Genomic DNA, 16,831 nt, shown 5'->3' on the forward strand with positions numbered 1-16,831 from the left:
GCCCGCCCTACGCCGCCCGAATCTGCGCCAGGAAGCGATCCACCTCGTCCCGCAGCCGCTGCGACTGTTTCGACAGCTCGATCGCGGAGCCCAGCACTTCCTCAGCCGCCGTGCCCGTCGCGGCGATGCCGGCGGTGACGCCGGAGATGTTTTGCGAGACCTCGCCGGTGCGGGCCGCGGCCTGCTGGACGTTCTGCGCGATCTCCTGCGTCGCCGTGCCCTGCTGGCCGACGGCAGCGGCAATCGCGGCCGAGATCTCGTCGACCTGCTGGATCGTCGCGCAGATCGACTGGATGCCTTCGACGGCTCCGGTGGTCTCGCCTTGAACGGCGGTCACCTGCGCGCCGATTTCTTCCGTCGCTTTCGCGGTCTGCGTTGCCAGCGCCTTGACCTCGGAAGCCACCACCGCAAAGCCGCGGCCAGCTTCGCCCGCGCGCGCGGCTTCGATCGTCGCATTCAGCGCGAGAAGGTTGGTCTGTCCCGCGATGCCGCTGATGAAGGAGACGACGTCGCCGATTTTTTGCGCGGCGTCGGCAAGGCTCTGCACCCGCGCATTCGATTCCCGTCCGTCGCTCGCGGCCTTGCCGACCACTTCGGTCGCGTGCGCAAGACGCCGGCTGATCTCGGTCATCGACGAGGACAATTCCTCCGCGGCGGCCGCGACCGTCTGCACGTTCTCCGAGGCCAGCGCCGAGGCCGAGGACACGGCGCGAGTCTGGTTGCGCGATTGCTCGACGATGTCTGACATCGAGCGCGCGGTATGCTCCATCTCGACGGCGGCGGCGGACACCGTGGTGACGACGTCGCGGATGCTGGCCTCGAAATTGTCGGCGAGGGCTGCGAAAGCGCGCCGCTTCTCCGCTTCGGACTGTGCCTTGGCCTCGAGCTGATCGACCTGAAGCTTGCTGAAGTTGACGGCGTTGTCGCGGAACACCGCGACGGCCTTCACCATCGCGCCGACTTCGTCGTTGGCCTTGCTGACCGGAACGGTCACATCGAGCCGGCCGTCAGCCAGCTCACGCATCACGCTCGTGATGGAGATGATCGGCCGCGAAATGCTGCGGGCGATGAGATAGCCGACGATCCCCGCCAGCACGAGCCCGAGCGCGGCAATGCCGATCGCCAGCATCCAGGCGCGGTCGGAGGAAGCCACGTAATCGGCGTTATCCATCACCAGCTCGACGGCGCCGAGCGGCTTTCCGGAAAAGTCCTTGATTGGTCCGAGCAGCGCCGCGACGGGCGTGGTGTCGAGCTTGGCCTGCCGCACCGTGAAGTCGCCGCCGGTGGCGCGGCCGTAATCGGCCGCATCGAAGAAGCTCTTGCCCTTCAGCGTGCCGCCGAACAGCTTGAAGCCCGAGCCGTCGGCGAGATGGAAGGCGACGTCGACATGGCGGTTGGTCTTGAAGTCGTCGAGGAAGGATTGGCCGAAGGTCAGGCCGAATTCCACCGAGCCGAGATGCTTGGCCCCTTGCGCGATCGGTACCACACCGCGGATGCCGAGCCCGGCGATGCCGCCTTCGAGGCCGACCACGACCTTGTGCTCCTGGTTGGCGTCGATGACGGTCTTGCGGAAGCCCGAGAGGTCGTCGCCGAATTTCGCCGCCTGGTGCACGCGCAGGAACGACGTTGCCGGCGGCACGTGGAACTGGAACTGCTCGACCCCGTACTCCGACTTGGTCGCGGCAAAAACCGGCCCGAACAGGCGCATCAGCGCCTCGCGATCCTGCTTCGCCATCGCCTCCTGCGTCGCCGGAATCGCGGCCACGACGGCGCTCATGGCGGCGGCGCGGCGGGACTCTTCCGCGATCCGCGACAACAGCGCGTCATAATGGCTGCGCAGCTCGCGCTGGTCGGCGCGGTCGATGATCCCGGCAATGATCCACATCGCCCCCAGCACCGCGATCAGCGCGGTTGCCGCCGCCGTCACCGCCAGTGCAACCGTGATCCGCATCCTGAGGCCGAGGGGCGAGCGCATGTGTCTCTCGTTCTTTACCGTTGGTTAAGAACGACTATCAAATTCTCGCTAAGAGAGGGTGAACGGGGACGGGGGAAGCGGGGGTTGTGGTGTGGGCTATTGGCCAAACCACAGGTGTCGTCCCGGCCCCCCGCGCGTAATTGCGCGCTAGGCCGGGATGACACGGAGTTTGTAGGGCGGTCGCGCCTCTCTCAGGCAGCCGAGCCCTAATACCCCCTGCCCCGATCCACCACATTCTCCAGCGCGCCGCCCGCCTCAAACCTCGCGATCTGCTCGGCGACATAGGCCGAGATCGCGTCCGCGTCGGTGTCGGCGGCGTTGTGAGGCGTCAGCAGCACCTTGGGATGGGTCCAGAAGCGGCTGTCTTTCGGCTGCGGCTCCTGCACGAAGACGTCGAGCGAGACGGCGCCCAGCGTGCCGTCGTCGAGACAGGCGAGAATATCGGCTTCGTTCTGCAAGCCGCCGCGGCCGGCATTGATCACGACCGGCGCGCCGAGCGGGCTCTTGCGGTTGAGCTTCGTGAAGACGTCGCGGTTGAGGATGCCATGTGTGTCGGGCGTCAGCGGCAACAGGCTGACCAGGATATCGGTCGTGCGCAGGAAGGCATCCATCCCGGCAGTGCCGTGGAAACATTCGACGCCCGCGATGGTGCGCGGGCTGCGGCTCCAGCCGGTGACACGGAAGCCGAGCCGCCGCAGCACGTCGGCTGCATCGGCGCCAAGCGTGCCCAGCCCCATGACGCCGACCGTCACCGCGCTCGCCGGCCACTGATATGTCGGCTCCCAGCGCTTCACGCGCTGCGAGTCCCGCAAGTACAGCTCCTGACGATGGTGCATCAGCACGTGCAGCACGACATATTCGGTCATGCGGTTGGTGAGGTCAGGCACGGCGACGCGGACCAGCGGCACGTCGGGCAGGCTCTTGTCGGCCATCAGCGCGTCGACGCCGGCGCCGAGGTTGAAGATGGCGCGCAGGTTCGGAAACGCCTTGAGGTCGCCCGGTACCGGCTTCCACACCGCTGCATAATGCACCTCGGCCGGATCGAGCGCGGAATTGGGCAGCAGCACCACGCGGCGGCCGCCGCAGACCGCCTCGAATCGGGCCTTCCAGCGCTCCGGCAGCCAGTTCTGCTGCGTGCTGTTGATCAGGACTGCCAGTATGCCCACGGTCATTCGAAGTGCCTCATAAGGTTCCGCTTTTGGTTGCCCTCCTTGGCACGATCTGCCGGATTTTTCTTGCAATTTTTTTCCGCAGCCCTGTCGGGGCCGGGCATAGTGGATCGTCTTCAAAACAAGCGTTCAGGGAAGGTGCTGCCCATGCTTTATGCGATCCTCTGCTATCACGACGAGGACTTCGTCGGCTCCTGGAGCAAGGACCAGGACGAAGCCGTGATGAAGAAGCTCGCCGTGGTGCAGGAGAAGCTCACGCAGCAGGGCCGGCTCGGGCCGGTGGCGCGGCTGTTGCCGACCACGTCCGCAGCGACGCTGCGCAAGGAAGACCCACCGCTGGTGCTCGACGGCCCCTATGCCGAGACCAAGGAGCAGTTGCTCGGCTTCTACATCGTCGACTGCAACAATCTCGATGAGGCGCTCGACGTCGCGCGCGACCTCGGCTCGGCCAATCCCGGCGGCGCCTATGAGGTGCGCCCCGTGGGCGTGTTCAGGCCCGGAGGGAATCTGACGTGAGCGAAGCCGATACCGCCTGGATCGAGACCGCGCTGATCTCGGCGCGACCTCAGGCGGTGGGTGCGCTCTTGCGCTATTTCCGCGATCTCGATACCGCCGAGGAGGCTTTTCAGAACGCCTGCCTGCGCGCGCTCAAAACCTGGCCGCAGAACGGACCACCGCGCGATCCCGCGGCCTGGCTGATCATGGTCGGCCGCAATGTCGCCATCGACGAGGTCCGCCGCACCCGCAAGCAGCAGCCGCTGCCTGAGGACGATCAGGTGATCTCCGATCTCGACGACGCCGAAAGCAAGCTCGCCGAGCGGCTCGACGGCTCGCATTATCGCGACGATATTTTGCGGCTGATGTTCATCTGCTGCCATCCGCAACTGCCGGCGACGCAGCAGATCGCGCTGGCGCTGCGCATCGTCTCGGGGTTGACGGTGAAGCAGATCGCACGCGCCTTCCTTGTGTCGGACGCCGCGATGGAGCAGCGCATCACCCGCGCCAAGGCGAAGGTTGCCGAGGCCGGGACGCCGTTCGAAACTCCCGGCGCGATCGAACGCTCCGAGCGGCTCGCCGGCGTCGCCGCGATCATCTACTTGATCTTCAACGAAGGCTATTCCGCGAGCGGCGACACCGCCGAGATCAGGAAGCCGCTTTGCGAGGAAGCGATCCGGCTGGCGCGGTTGCTGCTGAGGCTGTTCCAGAGCGAGCCGGAGATCATGGGGCTCACGGCGCTGATCCTGCTGCAGCATGCCCGCAGCGCCGCGCGGTTTGCCGAAGACGGCACGCTGATCCTGCTGGACGACCAGGACCGTTCCTTGTGGAACGGCACCATGATCGCGGAGGGCCTGGCGCTGATCGACAAGGCGATGCGCCACCGCCGCGGCGGCCCTTATCAGATCCAGGCCGCGATCGCAGCGCTGCATGCGCGCGCCGCGACGCCGGAGGAGACCGACTGGGCCCAGATCGACCTGCTCTACGGTGCGCTGGAGCTGGTGCAGCCCTCGCCGGTGGTGACGCTCAACCGCGCGGTCGCGGTGTCCAAGGTGCGCGGGCCGCAGGCCGCGCTCGATTTGATCGAGCCGCTGGCACCGAAGCTTGCCAACTACTTCCATTTCTACGGCGTGCGCGGCGCCTTCCTGATGCAGCTCGGCCGCAACGACGAAGCCCGCATCGCCTTCGACCGCGCCATCGCGCTCGCCAACACTTCGGCCGAAGCCGCCCACATCCGCATGCACATCGATCGGCTGATCCGGGACAGCCAGCCGAAGGGCGGCGGCGCCCGGCAGGGCGCGAAGGCGAAGTGACGCAAAATAATTGCGTTTGCGATTGTCGGCCCCAGCCCGCCTCCTTCGTCCTATGCCCGTATCCAAGGAGTCCCTGATGCTGAAAGCCATTGCCCTCCTCGCCATCGCGCTCGCGGTCGGAATCGCGGGCATCCTCGTCTTTGCATTGACAAAACCCGACACGTTCCGCGTCGAGCGCTCCCTGGCGCTGAAGGCGCCCGCCAATGCGGTCTATCCGCTCGTTTCCGATTTCCACTTCTGGACCAACTGGTCGGCCTATGAGAACCGCGATCCCGCCATGAAGCGGACCTTTGGCGGAGCCGCGGCAGGCAAGGGCGCGACCTATGCGTGGGACGGCAACGACAATGTCGGCGCCGGCCACATGGAGATCCTCGAGGCGAATGCGTCGTCAAAACTGCGCATCAAGCTCGATTTCGAGCGTCCGTTCGAGGGCCACAACACCGCCGAGTTCACCTTTGTGCCGCAAGGCGATGCCACACTGGTGACATGGGCGATGTACGGTCCGGCCCCGTTCATGTCCAAGGTGATGCAGGTCTTCATCAACATGGACACCATGATCGGCAAGGACTTTGAGGCAGGCCTCGTCAGCCTGAAGAAGCTCACCGAGAAGTAACGCCCCGGTGGCGCAAGCAAACCAAAGGAGAGAAACGATGCTCAATCCCTATCTGTTTTATCAGGACAGCTGCGAAGCGGCGTTCAACTTCTACGCCAGGACTCTCGGCGGCAAGATCGATGCGATGATGCGGTCATCGGACGCGCCGCCGGACATGCCGGCCGCGCCCGGCCGCGAGAAGACGATCATGCACGCACGGATGTCGCTGCCTGACGGCACCGTGCTGATGGCCTCCGACGTACCGGGTGAGCACTTTAACAAGCCGCAGGGCTTTGCGGTCTCGGTCACGGTCACGGACCCCACAGACGGCGAGCGCAAGTTCAACGCGCTTGCCGACGGCGGCACCGTCACGATGCCATTCAGCAAGACCTTCTGGGCCAAGGGCTTTGGCATGTGCGTCGACAAGTTCGGCATTCCCTGGATGGTGAACTGCCCGGCGGAGGGAATGTGACAGGCGAGGTCGCCTGACACGCATCGGATCGCCGCATATCGTATCGTCACGTCATGGCCGGATCGGCCGGTTGCTCGCTCAACGGATTGATCCGGTCACGTCTTCGCTCGATGGGGGCGCCTGAACGCAGCGTGGGCAGATCACGAGCTTCGTGCCGAGCTGCCTGTCGTTCTCCGCTTCGATCTCGTCGTGGACCGCCCACCACGCCTCCGAGTAGGGGCGCAAGGTGCCCAGCACTCTTTCTCGCTCCTGATTGGGGTCGCTCACAGCAGGTGCGTGATCGGTCGCGCGCCGCTTTGTGACAACAGGCCGGTTCGGGTTCTGGCCCAGGCCGTCCCATCCGATCGGACGACGCTCCTGCGCCGGCGCGCCCGCGCATCCCATGAGCGCTGCGCAAAAAGTGAGCAAGACGAGGCTGTGTCGCATGATGCCGGACCCCAAGATATCAGACCCCAAGTGCGGTACGCGACACGCGAAATCCGCGTGGCAAGCCTTCACGTCGCAAAAGCCTTGCACTGCACAAGCCTTGCATCGCACCGGTAAAATGGAACTTAAGGGAAACAGGGTGGCCGGCATGGCCGAATATGGAATCATACTCTCGTGTGACATTGCGAGAGCAGTGAGGCCTCTTCGTGGAAATGTAAGGATCGCATCGCACAACAACTGGCGCAATATTAGGCTGTGAACCGCGCGCCAGAATCGCTAATTATTCATTCATAAATTTTACACACTGGGGCGGGCGTGACTTGGAAGGGGAGCGACCGATGGCAGCGGCGCTACAGATCAACTTTGCACTTTGGGGTATGCTCATCTGCGCGAGCATGGAATTGGCGCAGATGATCCAGAGGTTCTACTAGAACCATTGAGGCGCGCGACCAGCGCAATTTCGCCGGCGCGCTTTGCTTGCCTGCTAGCTCACGAGCAATGCGATGAGCGTGAAGCTGACGCTCGCGATCACGATCATCGAAACGATGTAGTTGCTGGCCCGCGGGGTTCGCGGTGGCCGCGGTCTCCTCGGTCGCGGCGGCTCGATGTCGCGGGCGGGCCCGGACGGCGCAAGCGGAGCCTCGGCGCTGCAACCGACATACTTCACATAGAGCTCGAGCAGCCGCAGCTCGGACGGCAGGTCCATCAGGCCCTCGCGGTCACGCTGCGACAATAACTCGAACTCGACGGTTTCCTCGGAGCTCAGCGGACCGAGGACGATCCGTCCCTGATCCGACAGGCGGTAGCGAAAATCGATGGGCAGCATGGCGTGCGCCCCGTTTGAAAATGAGCAATCTTGAAAAAGCGAGACCATCATAGCCTGTGACCATTGCTGAGTTTGTGACGCAGCCTCAGTCCGGCCATCACCATCATAGACCGCAGGGAAAAGCTGGAAACCGCGTAAATTGTGCAGGCATTGCAAAGCGGTTGAGCGGATTTCGTGTCCGGACAGTCGGAATTTTGCAAAACTGCCTAATCGCCGGACAGGAGAGGATTGATCATGGTCAAACCGCGCCTGCGCGTCCTCGGCGTCACCGGCAGCGCGGATAGATCGCGGCGAGGTCGCGCCCCTTCAAGACCAGCAGTCGCGAGGTGAGACCGCCGCGGCGGCTGATCCAGTCGCGCACCGGACCGGGATAGGCCTGGAGCACCGCTTCGGAGGCTTCCGGCTCGGCTGAGAAGCGCCCGCGACGGTCGATCGAACGCGCGGCATGGAAGCCGAGCACGGCGCGTTTCGTCACGCAGATGCGCTCGCCCGGCACGATGCTCAGCACCAGCGTGCAGGCCGACAGGCAGGGACCGTCGATCACCACGCGCTCGCCGCTCTCGCGCACCTTCTCGAACAGGTCGAGGAACGGCCCGACCTGTCCGCCCGGTGACTGGATGATGCGGATCTCGGCCGCGGCGGGCGCGGAAGCGAGCAGGGCGGATGAGAGCATCAGCGCTTTGAGGAGGGTGATGCGCATGAAGCCTCCACGAATGCGGTGCCGTAGCTACAAATCCCGTGCCTACCCGTTCCGCCTTTGCCCGCGCAGCGTCGGCAGGCCGATGCCGGCCGCATCGAAGCCGCCATCGACGGCCAAAATTTGACCGGTGATGTAGCTCGATCGTTCCGAGCACAGGAAATAGACCGCATCCGCGAGCTCTTCTTCCAGGCCGTAGCGGTTGAGCGGAATGGCGTCGTGATAGTCGGCGCGGATCTCCTTGGTGTGAACCTGCTTGGCCATCGCGGTGTCGACCGGCCCGGGCGCGACCGCGTTGACGCGGATGTTGAGCGAGGCGAGCTCGACCGCGAGCTGTTTTGTCAGGTGCGCTAGGCCCGCCTTGCTGGTGCCGTAGGCCGAGCGCAGCGTCGAGGCGCGCACGGCCGAGATCGAGGTGATGTTGACGATGGCGCCGCCATCGGCCTCGCGCATCAAGGGCACCGCGGCCCTGGTGCAGAGGAACGGGCCGGTGAGGTTGACCTCGAGCACGCGGCGCCAGTCGGTCTCCGACGTCTCCATCAGCGGCGCGAACACGGCAATGCCGGCATTGTTGACGAGCGCATCCAGCCGGCCGAAGCGCTGCTCGACCGCTTTCATCGCGGCAGCAACCGCGTCCGTGTCCGAGACATCGCAGGTCAGCGCCAGCGTCGTCTTGTCCTGGCCGATCTCGGCGACCGCGCGGCCGAGCAATTCCCCCTCGATGTCGAGCAGCGCCACCCGCCAGCCCTCGGCCAGAAACTTCTTCGCGGTCGCAAGCCCGATGCCACGTGCGGCTCCGGTGACGAGGGCGACTTTTTGCGGGGAGGCGGGCATGGGCTGATCTGTCCTTGAATCGAAAAGGTGAGCCGCATGGGCGGCGACCATCGCCCTTTTACGTCGCTTTTGTTCCTGCAAGAAGGGGGACCGACAGTCTATCTCCGTCACCCTGAGGTGGCCGCTTCTGAGCGGCCCTCGAAGGGCGACGGGGATAGTGAGAGAGCGAGAGCCTACGACAGCTCCGCCACGGCACGCTGCATGTTGGCCGACATGTCCGCCGTCACGGCGCTCTGCTCCTCGACCGCGGCGGCGGTGGAGGCGATGAACTCGTTGACGCCGGCGATTGCGACCTTGATCGCGGTCAGGGAGCTCGCGACGTCACCGGAGATGGTGTTCAGCGCGTCGATTTCGGACGTGATCGTGTCGGTCGCCTGCTTGGCCTGGTTGGCGAGGTTCTTCACCTCGGACGCCACCACCGCGAAGCCGCGGCCGGCTTCGCCCGCACGCGCCGATTCGATCGTGGCGTTGAGCGCGAGCAGGTTGATCTGGCTGGTGATGCCGGCGATCATCTCGACAATGCCGGTCATGGCCTGCGCAGCCGCGTTCAGCCTCTGTGCCTGGCCGTCGGCGGCGTCGACCCTTGTGGTCGCGACCTTGGAATTCTCGCGCGACTTCGCCATGGTCTCGGAGATCTCGCGGATCGAGGCGCTCATTTCCTCGCTGCCGGCCGCGACCGCCTCGATCAGCCCGCGTGCATTGTCGGCCTTCTTGCGTCCGATCGCCTGCGCGGTGATGTCGGTGGCGTATTTCACCACCTTGTAGGGTTTTCCGTTGAGGTCGAAGATCGGGTTATAGGACGCCTGGATCCAGATCTCGCGGCCGCCCTTGGCGATCCGCTTGTATTCGGCGGCTTGGTATTCGCCGCGGTTGAGCGTCTCCCAGAACTGGCGGTAGCCGGCCGAATTCTTCTCGTTCGGCTCGACGAACATCGAGTGGTGCTGGCCCTTGATCTCGGCCAGCGAATAACCCATCGCCCCCAGGAAATTCGCGTTGGCGGTGCGGATCGTGCCGTCCATGTTGAACTCGATCACCGCCTGCGACTTCTGGATCGCGGCGAGCTGGCCGTCGCTGTCGGCCGTCTTCATCTTCTGCGCGGTGACGTCGGTCGCGAACTTCACCACCTTCATCGGCCGGCCCATCTCGTCGAGGATCGGGTTATAGGTCGCCAGAATCCAGATTTCCTTAGCTCCCTTGCCGAGCCGCTTGTATTCGGCGGCCTCGAACTGGCCGCGGTTCAGCCGCGCCCAGAAATCGGCATAGGCCGCGCCGGCACGATCCTCCGGCGTCACGAACATGCTGTGGTGCTTGCCCTGGATCTCGTCGAGCGAGTAGCCCATGGCGTTCAGGAAATTCTCGTTGGCGGTGACGATGGTGCCGTCCATGTTGAACTCGATCACGGCCTGCGCACGGCTGATCGCGGCGAGCTTGCCCGCTTCCTCCAGGCTCCTCATCTTGTAGGCCGTGATGTCGGTGGCGAACTTGATGAAGGAGACCACCTTGCCGTTTTCGTCGAGCAGCGGCGCGTAGGAGGCGTGGACCCAGAGTTCCTTGCCGTTCTTGCCGTAGCGCCTGTATTGCGTGGTCTGGAATTCACCGCGATTCAAACTGGCCCAGAAGTCGCGATAGCGGGCGCTGTCGCGCTCGGCCGGGCTGACGAAGATGCTGTGATGCTTGCCCTTGATCTCCGCGAGCGAATAGCCGCTCATCTCGAGCAGGTTCTCATTGGCATCGAGGATGGTGCCGTCGAGGCCGAATTCGATCACCGCCTGCGAACGGTCGAGCGCCTCGACCTCCGCGACCGCGTGCCTGACTTTCTTGCTCTGGAAATTGAACACGTAAGCTCCGCAATGCCTTTGAAACGAATCGGCAGGATTGCCGTAACGTTTCTTCTGGGCTGAAAAGTTGCATGTCGTTCTTGAGCAACTGTAAATTCTTGCACGGATCGGCATTCGTTCCGTAGTTTCACGTGCGCGGGCCATGTTCCTCAGCGCGCAAGCGTTCTCGATTCATATGCACGGCGGAATTCATAGACGGGCCGTATTTGTACGGAACCGCATTGGAATTATTTTTCGCATGATGCGGAAGGATCCGCGTCCTCCGCAGCCGAGTTCGCGATGCGCAATGACCTCCAGAATAATTTTCGCCGCCGTGTCGGTTCCATAAAAGGGCGTTCGTCTTGAAGGGGAGCGCGGGTCGGTTGGGCCTGCGCCGTAGCGCCCTGGAATGGCGAGAGTACGAGGAGCCCTCATGCGATTCATGATGCTGATGATCCCGCTCGGCTACGAGACCGCGCCGCCGGACGTCCAACTCGATCCCGAACGCGTTGCCGCGATGATGCGCTACAACGAGGCGCTGAAGGATGCCGGCGTCCTGATTACGCTCGACGGCCTGCACCCGCCCTCGATGGGCGCGCGCATCTCGTTTGCGACCGGCACGCCCGTCGTCACCGACGGTCCCTTCGCCGAATCCAAGGAAGTTCTGGGCGGCTACTGGATGATCGAGGTGGACTCGCGTGCGGAAGCGATCGCCTGGGCGAAGCGATGCCCGGCCTCCGCCAATGAAGTCATCGAGATCAGGCAGGTGCAGGAAATGTCCGACTTTTCGCCGGAAGTTCAGGCCGCCGCCGCAGGCTTCGACGTCCTGAAAAAATAGTCCAGCGCTTGCGATCAAATCGCTGACGTCGTCAATCTATCAACAAGGGAGAGAACCGATGAGCACCGAACACAAATTCCTCGCCGTCTATCTCGGCAGCATGAGCGGCGAAAAGATGAAGGCATGGCACGCGATGCCCGAGGCCGAACGGAAGGCCAGGGAGCGTGAGGGCATGGCCGCCTGGCACGGCTGGGTCGAGACGCACAAGGCCGTCATCGTCGAGATGGGCGGCCCGCTCGGCAAGACCCGCAGGATCGACGGGAAAGGCATCACCGAGATCAGCAATGCGCTGACCGGTTTCACGGTGGTACGGGCTGCCTCGCAGGAGGAAGCCGCAAAACTGTTCGAGAACCATCCGCACTTTGCGATCTTTCCGGGCGAGGCGATCGAGGTGATGCCCGTGCTGCCGATTCCGCAGCTTTAGCCCCCACGGAGGTCGTTTCCGGGCTCGATGCTGACGCATCGGCCCGGCAGGACCCATGGAAGTACAGGGTTAATCACGCCCGATTCCCGCTAGTGACCTTCACGCCCGGCTCATGTAAAGCTCGTTCACATGAGCTGGCGCAAGGAAGAGCGCCGCGCCGAGCGCGGCTATCACCACGGCAATCTGAAGGAAGCCCTGTTGCAGGCCGCCCTCGGGCTGATCGCCGAGAAGGGCGCGGCCGGCTTCACCTTCGCCGATGCCGCGCGCATGGCCGGCGTCAGTGCTGCCGCGCCTTACCGGCATTTCCGCGACCGCGACGAGCTGTTGTCCTCGATCGCCCAGCGCGGTTTCGAGCAGTTCGAGGCGCGGCTGACCGCAGCCTGGGACGACGGGCGGCCCGACACGGTCACCGCGTTCGAGCGTGTCGGCAGGGCCTATCTCGCCTTCGCCCGCGAGGAGCCGGCTTTCTACAACGCAATGTTCGAATCCGGTCTGCCGGTCGATGCCAATCCGGCGCTGCAGGCCGCCAGCGAGCGCGCCTTTAACGTCATTCGCGCCGCCGCCGAGCGACTTGCGGCGCTCGCGCCTCCGGGCGCGCCTCGGCCACCCGCCATGATGATGGCGCTGCACATCTGGTCGATGGCGCATGGCGTCGCCTCGCTGTTCTCGCGCGGCGATGCCGCGCGCCGAAAACTGCCGATGTCGCCCGACGAGTTGCTCGAAGCCGAGGTGCTGATTTATCTGCGCGGACTCGGCTTCCCGACCGACCGCGGTCCGCCTGCGAAAAGCGCCGAGCCTCCGCCCGTGCCACCGGAGGCATCCTCCGGTTCTGGCGTGCCTCCCGGTGGCAATCCGGGTGGTCCTTGGGGCAAGCCGAAATAAAATTGCGCAAATAATCCTGCCGACCTGTCAGGCCGCCAGCTTGACAAAATCGCGGGATGATTTAGCTATGTGAATGTTATTTACATTCACAACGGCGCTGGTGCCGTGATGGAGATGGAAATGGCCTACACCGCTGATGTCAATCGATGGCGCGGTTCTTCGGACCAAAACCAACACTACGAGCGTCCTCGCATGCTCGATACGCCATGGCATCCCGGCTGGATCGCCGTGACCATCCTCGGCTTCATCATCTGGTGGCCGGTCGGACTTGCCCTTCTCTTTTTCACACTCGGGAGCAGAAGAATGTCGTGCTGGAGCGGCCAGGATCGCTGGCAGAACAAGATGGAGCGGATGCAGTACAAGATGGACCGCATGCGCGGCCGAATGGAGCGCCATGGCTTCGGCTTTGGCTTCGGCCCGCCGTCCTCAGGCAACCGTGCCTTCGACGAATACCGCACCGAGACGCTGCAGCGGCTCGAGGAGGAGCAGGTCGAGTTCAAGAACTTCCTCGATCGTCTGCGCCACGCCAAGGACAAGGCCGAGTTCGACCAGTTCATGGCCCAGCACAAGACGCGTCCGACCCCGCCGCCGACCGACCAGCCGCAAGGCTGATCTGACGAGGCTGATCTGAGGCCACATCTCAAAGCCTTCAGGCGTGCGCCCCCAAAGTCCTGATGGCCCCGAGCCGCCCGCTTGCGCAACACGCAGGCGGGCGGTTTGGTTTTGGGGGTCCCATAGAACCCGATCCAGGCGAGCCCCGACTAAGTCCTGAGCGCGCCTGCCGCGCGCTGACGGGTCCGACCATGACCGACGCCGAACGCAGGGAGATCAGTCGTCGCATCGCGCTGCTCGAGCGCACGACGGCGCTGTTCGGACGGTTCGGCGGCCTAATTCCCACGGCGATCGCTTTTCTCAATAAATGGCCGACGGAAGTTGAACTCTATCCGCACTGGCAGGTCGGCGAGTCCTGGAAGCTCTTCCTGAGCCTGTATCTCTATTGGTTCGCCTGGCTCGCACTCGGCCGTGCGATCAGTTTTGCGAAGCGGAGCATCGAACCATGATCATGCTCCGCGACTTCGCGCTCTTCGTCCTGCCCGCCCTCGTCGCGGCGGGCGGCTGGCTTTATGCGCTCAGCCTGCGCAAGCGGGCCCGGCCCGGTCTCGATAGCCAAAGCAATCGCGTCCCGGCGGCGTGACTGGCGCCCCGATCCGGACCGCCTATATTCGCCATGGCAGGCGCTGGGCCGCGCGGAGGCGACAATGGCGGAAGCTGCGATCACGGCGAGCGACGGCCTCTGGCAGACGATCCGCAGCGAGGCGCAGCGCGCGGCGGCTGCCGATCCCGTGTTCGGCAAGGCCGTTGCGAGCGCCATTCTCGCGCATGACGATTTTGCCGCTGCGCTGGCCGATCTGATCGGGCAGCGGCTCGGCAGCGGCGCCACCGAGCGCGCGCGCTTCACGTCCTTCTCCCGCGAGGCCTTTCACGGCGAGCCGGACCTGATCGAAGTGGCCGGCCAGGACCTGCGGGCCATTGCGCGCCGCGATCCCGCCATCGGCGACCTGTTGCCGCCACTGCTGCATTACAAGGGCTATGTCGCGCTGCAGGCTTGGCGCGTCTCGAACTGGCTCTGGTGCCGTGACCATCGCGATGCCGCGCTGCTGTTCCAGAACGAGGCGTCGAACCTCCTGCAAGTCAGCATTCATCCGGCAGCACGCATCGGCTCGTCCGTCTATCTCGACCATGCCACCGGCATCGTGATCGGCGCCAATGTGGTGATCGGCGACGACGTCACCATCCTCCAGAACGTCAGTATCGGCCGTCGTGGCGAACTGCCGGCGCGCTCGCCACGCATCGGCAGCAATGTCTTCATCGGCAGCGGTGCAACCATCCTCGGCGACATCAGCATCGGCGATTTCGCGAAGATCGGTGCGGACACGGTCGTGACCAGCGATGTGCCCGGCGGCTGCACCGCGGTCGGCAACCCCGCGCGATTGACCAATTGCCCCGAACCAGTGGCCTGACCCTCATCAATCTCTTGGAGAGTTGCAATGAAGACAGCAATCGTGATCGGCGTCGGCCCGGACCGCGGGCTCGGAGCCCGGCTCTGCAAACGCTTTGCGGCCGACGGACTCAAGGTGATCGTCGCGGGCCGGACACTGTCCGCGTTGCAGGCCGTTGCAGACGACATCACGAAGGCTGGCGGGACGGCCGTGCCCTTCGTCGCCGACGCGACGAGCGAGAGTGACATCGCCGCGCTGTTCGATGCCGCCGGTGAAAATCTCGACCTCGCCGTCTACAACGCCGGCAACAACACGCCCGGCAAAATCATCGAGATGGAGGCCGACTATTTCGAGCAGGCCTGGCGCGTCGTCTGCTTCGGCGGCTTCCTGTTCGGCCGCGAGGCGGTGCGCCGCATGGTGCCGAAGAAGACGGGAACGCTGCTCTTCACCGGCGCCAGTGCCTCGCTGCGCGGGCGCTCCGGCTACGGCGCCTTCAACTCGTCAAAAGCGGGCCTGCGCACGCTGGCCCAGGCTATGGCCAAGGAATATGCGAGCGACGGCATCCATGTCGGCCACGTCGTGGTCGACGGCGCGATCGCAGGCGACAAGATATTTTCGCGCTTTCCGGATGCTGCGGGACGCGAGGACAGCCTGATCGACATCGAGGGCATCGTCGATGCCTTCGCCTTCCTCTACCGCCAGCCCGAACGCGCCTGGTCGTTCGAGCTGGACGTGCGGACGTCGAAGGAGAAGTGGTGAGGGGCAGCGAAGCGACCTCTCCCCGTCACCCCTACGCAACGGCGAAGCCGCCTCTTCAGCGGCCCTCGAAGGGCGGCGGCCCGGCTGCATCGGGGCCGCTCATCCTTCGGGGCTCGCCCAGCGACGCAGTCGCGTCGCGGGGCTCACGCCTCAGGGATGACGGGCCTGCGGCCCTGCAAGGGGGGGAGGGAACCGACCTCGCCCGTAGCAGGCCGCAGCCCCAGCCGGCACCGCCACGCGACATCCTGCCTCGCCATCGCCGCCCCCATCCCCCTGGTCTGCCACCCTTTCCCGCAGCCAAATTCGCCCCTGGTAACCCAGCATTAACCATCGGCGGGCTCTGGTAATCCCGGACAATCGCGCCCGGAGCTGTCGTCGAGGCCCATAGTTTTGACATCTTGGCAGGGAATGCAGGCGACCGGCTTTTGGACGAGCCCTGCACCTCAGAAAGACAAGGCTTTGAGCGGGCTTGCCGGCTGCGCCCGGTTCTGGCGTGGCCATTGGGGAACCGGCGGCCATTTCGCTTGCCGGGACATGAGATAACGATCGCCTTGAGAGGATACTGCTTATGAATCCGGCCGAAATGGCTCAGTCAGCCCTCCCGGTTGCTGCTTCCGCGGACGTGTCGCTGATCGCGCTGTTCTGGCAGGCTCACTGGATCGTGAAAGCGGTGATGCTGGGACTTCTGTCCTGCTCGGTCTGGGTTTGGGCGATTGCCATCGACAAGATCTTTCTGTTTGCCCGCACCCGCCGCTCGATGGACCGTTTTGAGCAGGCGTTCTGGTCCGGCGAGTCGATCGAGGAGCTCTATCGCACCCTCTCGGCCAAGCCGACGCACTCGATGGCAGCGTGTTTCGTGGCCGCGATGCGCGAGTGGAAGCGTTCGTTCGAGAACCAGGCCCGTTCGGTCGCCGGTCTTCAGATGCGCATCGACAAGGTGATGAACGTCTCGATTTCGCGCGAGATCGAGCGGCTCGAACGCCGGCTGCTGGTGCTTGCCACTGTCGGCTCAGCCGGCCCCTTCGTCGGCCTGTTCGGCACGGTCTGGGGCATCATGTCGAGCTTCCAGTCGATCGCGGCGTCGAAAAATACCTCTCTGGCGGTGGTGGCGCCGGGTATCGCGGAAGCGCTGTTTGCGACCGCCGTCGGCCTTATCGCCGCCATTCCCGCCACTATTTTCTATAATAAGTTCACGTCCGAGGTGAACCGGCAGGCCCAGCGGCTCGAAGGCTTCGCCGATGAATTTTCAGCCATCCTGTCCCGCCAGATCGACGAGCGGGCCTGACGGACGGCATGTATAGTGTGAAGGGCA

Annotated in this window: 20 protein-coding genes; 13 read left to right on the forward strand and 7 right to left on the reverse strand. The window is 64.5% G+C overall.

Annotated elements, in window-relative coordinates; all coding sequences use genetic code 11:
• Positions 1-7: 7 nt before the first annotated feature.
• Together BMW89_RS33315 and BMW89_RS33320 are read right to left on the reverse strand one after the other, a co-directional pair.
• Positions 8-1,975, reverse strand: a complete 1,968-nt coding sequence (locus BMW89_RS33315) for a methyl-accepting chemotaxis protein (protein WP_092034571.1) — start codon at positions 1,973-1,975, stop codon at positions 8-10.
• A 206-nt stretch (positions 1,976-2,181) separates the two neighbouring features.
• Complete coding sequence (locus BMW89_RS33320; protein WP_092034572.1) at positions 2,182-3,147, reverse strand: 2-hydroxyacid dehydrogenase; 966 nt, start codon at positions 3,145-3,147, stop codon at positions 2,182-2,184.
• A gap of 144 nt (positions 3,148-3,291) precedes the next feature.
• On the opposite strand from BMW89_RS33320, the gene BMW89_RS33325 reads away from it, so the two are divergent.
• The 4 genes from BMW89_RS33325 (at position 3,292) to BMW89_RS33340 (ending at position 6,016) form a co-directional block, all read left to right on the forward strand.
• Complete coding sequence (locus BMW89_RS33325) at positions 3,292-3,660, forward strand: YciI family protein (protein WP_092034573.1); 369 nt, start codon at positions 3,292-3,294, stop codon at positions 3,658-3,660.
• Entirely contained in the window at positions 3,657-4,952 is a 1,296-nt protein-coding gene (locus BMW89_RS33330) for an RNA polymerase sigma factor (RefSeq protein ID WP_092034574.1), read from the forward strand. Before BMW89_RS33325 ends, BMW89_RS33330 begins: the two co-directional genes overlap by 4 nt.
• Before the next feature lie 76 nt (positions 4,953-5,028).
• The gene (locus BMW89_RS33335) at positions 5,029-5,565 is read left to right on the forward strand and encodes an SRPBCC family protein (protein WP_092034664.1); all 537 of its coding nucleotides are present in this window, start codon (positions 5,029-5,031) and stop codon (positions 5,563-5,565) included.
• Positions 5,566-5,602: 37 nt separating this feature from the next.
• Positions 5,603-6,016, forward strand: a complete 414-nt coding sequence (locus tag BMW89_RS33340; RefSeq protein WP_092034575.1) for a VOC family protein — start codon at positions 5,603-5,605, stop codon at positions 6,014-6,016.
• A 78-nt stretch (positions 6,017-6,094) separates the two neighbouring features.
• Here the strand turns inward: BMW89_RS33340 and BMW89_RS33345 are convergent, their stop codons facing one another.
• The 5 genes from BMW89_RS33345 to BMW89_RS33365 form a co-directional block, all read right to left on the reverse strand.
• Positions 6,095-6,445, reverse strand: a complete 351-nt coding sequence (locus BMW89_RS33345; RefSeq protein WP_092034665.1) for a hypothetical protein — start codon at positions 6,443-6,445, stop codon at positions 6,095-6,097.
• Positions 6,446-6,926: 481 nt separating this feature from the next.
• Positions 6,927-7,319 (reverse strand): hypothetical protein, encoded by a 393-nt coding sequence (locus BMW89_RS33350; protein ID WP_244547752.1) that lies wholly within the window; start codon positions 7,317-7,319, stop codon positions 6,927-6,929.
• 214 nt (positions 7,320-7,533) lie between these two features.
• Positions 7,534-7,968 carry a hypothetical protein gene (locus tag BMW89_RS33355; protein ID WP_092034577.1) on the reverse strand — a complete coding sequence of 145 codons (435 nt, stop codon included), beginning with the start codon at positions 7,966-7,968 and terminating at the stop codon, positions 7,534-7,536.
• Between the two features lie 42 nt (positions 7,969-8,010).
• Positions 8,011-8,799 carry an SDR family NAD(P)-dependent oxidoreductase gene (locus BMW89_RS33360; RefSeq protein ID WP_092034578.1) on the reverse strand — a complete coding sequence of 263 codons (789 nt, stop codon included), beginning with the start codon at positions 8,797-8,799 and terminating at the stop codon, positions 8,011-8,013.
• A 173-nt stretch (positions 8,800-8,972) separates the two neighbouring features.
• Positions 8,973-10,637 (reverse strand): methyl-accepting chemotaxis protein, encoded by a 1,665-nt coding sequence (locus BMW89_RS33365; RefSeq protein ID WP_092034579.1) that lies wholly within the window; start codon positions 10,635-10,637, stop codon positions 8,973-8,975.
• A gap of 412 nt (positions 10,638-11,049) precedes the next feature.
• Here BMW89_RS33365 and BMW89_RS33370 point away from each other — a divergent pair, with 412 nt between their 5' ends.
• The 9 genes from BMW89_RS33370 to tolQ all read left to right on the forward strand — a co-directional run bounded on the left by BMW89_RS33370 (position 11,050) and on the right by tolQ (position 16,804).
• Positions 11,050-11,454 carry a YciI family protein gene (locus BMW89_RS33370; protein ID WP_092034580.1) on the forward strand — a complete coding sequence of 135 codons (405 nt, stop codon included), beginning with the start codon at positions 11,050-11,052 and terminating at the stop codon, positions 11,452-11,454.
• A 58-nt stretch (positions 11,455-11,512) separates the two neighbouring features.
• Entirely contained in the window at positions 11,513-11,878 is a 366-nt protein-coding gene (locus BMW89_RS33375) for a YciI family protein (protein WP_092034581.1), read from the forward strand.
• 129 nt (positions 11,879-12,007) lie between these two features.
• On the forward strand, positions 12,008-12,760 hold the full coding sequence (locus BMW89_RS33380) for a TetR/AcrR family transcriptional regulator (protein ID WP_092034582.1): 753 nt from the start codon (positions 12,008-12,010) through the stop codon (positions 12,758-12,760).
• Positions 12,761-12,880: 120 nt separating this feature from the next.
• Positions 12,881-13,372: a DUF2852 domain-containing protein gene (locus BMW89_RS33385; RefSeq protein ID WP_092034666.1), complete on the forward strand. Its 492-nt coding sequence runs from the start codon at positions 12,881-12,883 to the stop codon at positions 13,370-13,372.
• Positions 13,373-13,563: 191 nt separating this feature from the next.
• Positions 13,564-13,821 (forward strand): hypothetical protein, encoded by a 258-nt coding sequence (locus tag BMW89_RS33390; protein ID WP_092034583.1) that lies wholly within the window; start codon positions 13,564-13,566, stop codon positions 13,819-13,821.
• Complete coding sequence (locus tag BMW89_RS38230; protein ID WP_177196505.1) at positions 13,818-13,955, forward strand: hypothetical protein; 138 nt, start codon at positions 13,818-13,820, stop codon at positions 13,953-13,955. Before BMW89_RS33390 ends, BMW89_RS38230 begins: the two co-directional genes overlap by 4 nt.
• Before the next feature lie 64 nt (positions 13,956-14,019).
• The gene (locus BMW89_RS33395) at positions 14,020-14,781 is read left to right on the forward strand and encodes a serine acetyltransferase domain-containing protein (RefSeq protein ID WP_092034584.1); all 762 of its coding nucleotides are present in this window, start codon (positions 14,020-14,022) and stop codon (positions 14,779-14,781) included.
• A 27-nt stretch (positions 14,782-14,808) separates the two neighbouring features.
• Positions 14,809-15,519 (forward strand): SDR family NAD(P)-dependent oxidoreductase, encoded by a 711-nt coding sequence (locus BMW89_RS33400; protein WP_092034585.1) that lies wholly within the window; start codon positions 14,809-14,811, stop codon positions 15,517-15,519.
• A 568-nt stretch (positions 15,520-16,087) separates the two neighbouring features.
• Entirely contained in the window at positions 16,088-16,804 is a 717-nt protein-coding gene (gene tolQ / locus BMW89_RS33405; RefSeq protein ID WP_092034586.1) for a protein TolQ, read from the forward strand.
• The last annotated feature ends 27 nt before the right edge of the window (positions 16,805-16,831 follow it).

Origin of the sequence: Bradyrhizobium sp. OK095 (genome assembly GCF_900109945.1) — a bacterium.
Classification (GTDB): domain Bacteria; phylum Pseudomonadota; class Alphaproteobacteria; order Rhizobiales; family Xanthobacteraceae; genus Bradyrhizobium.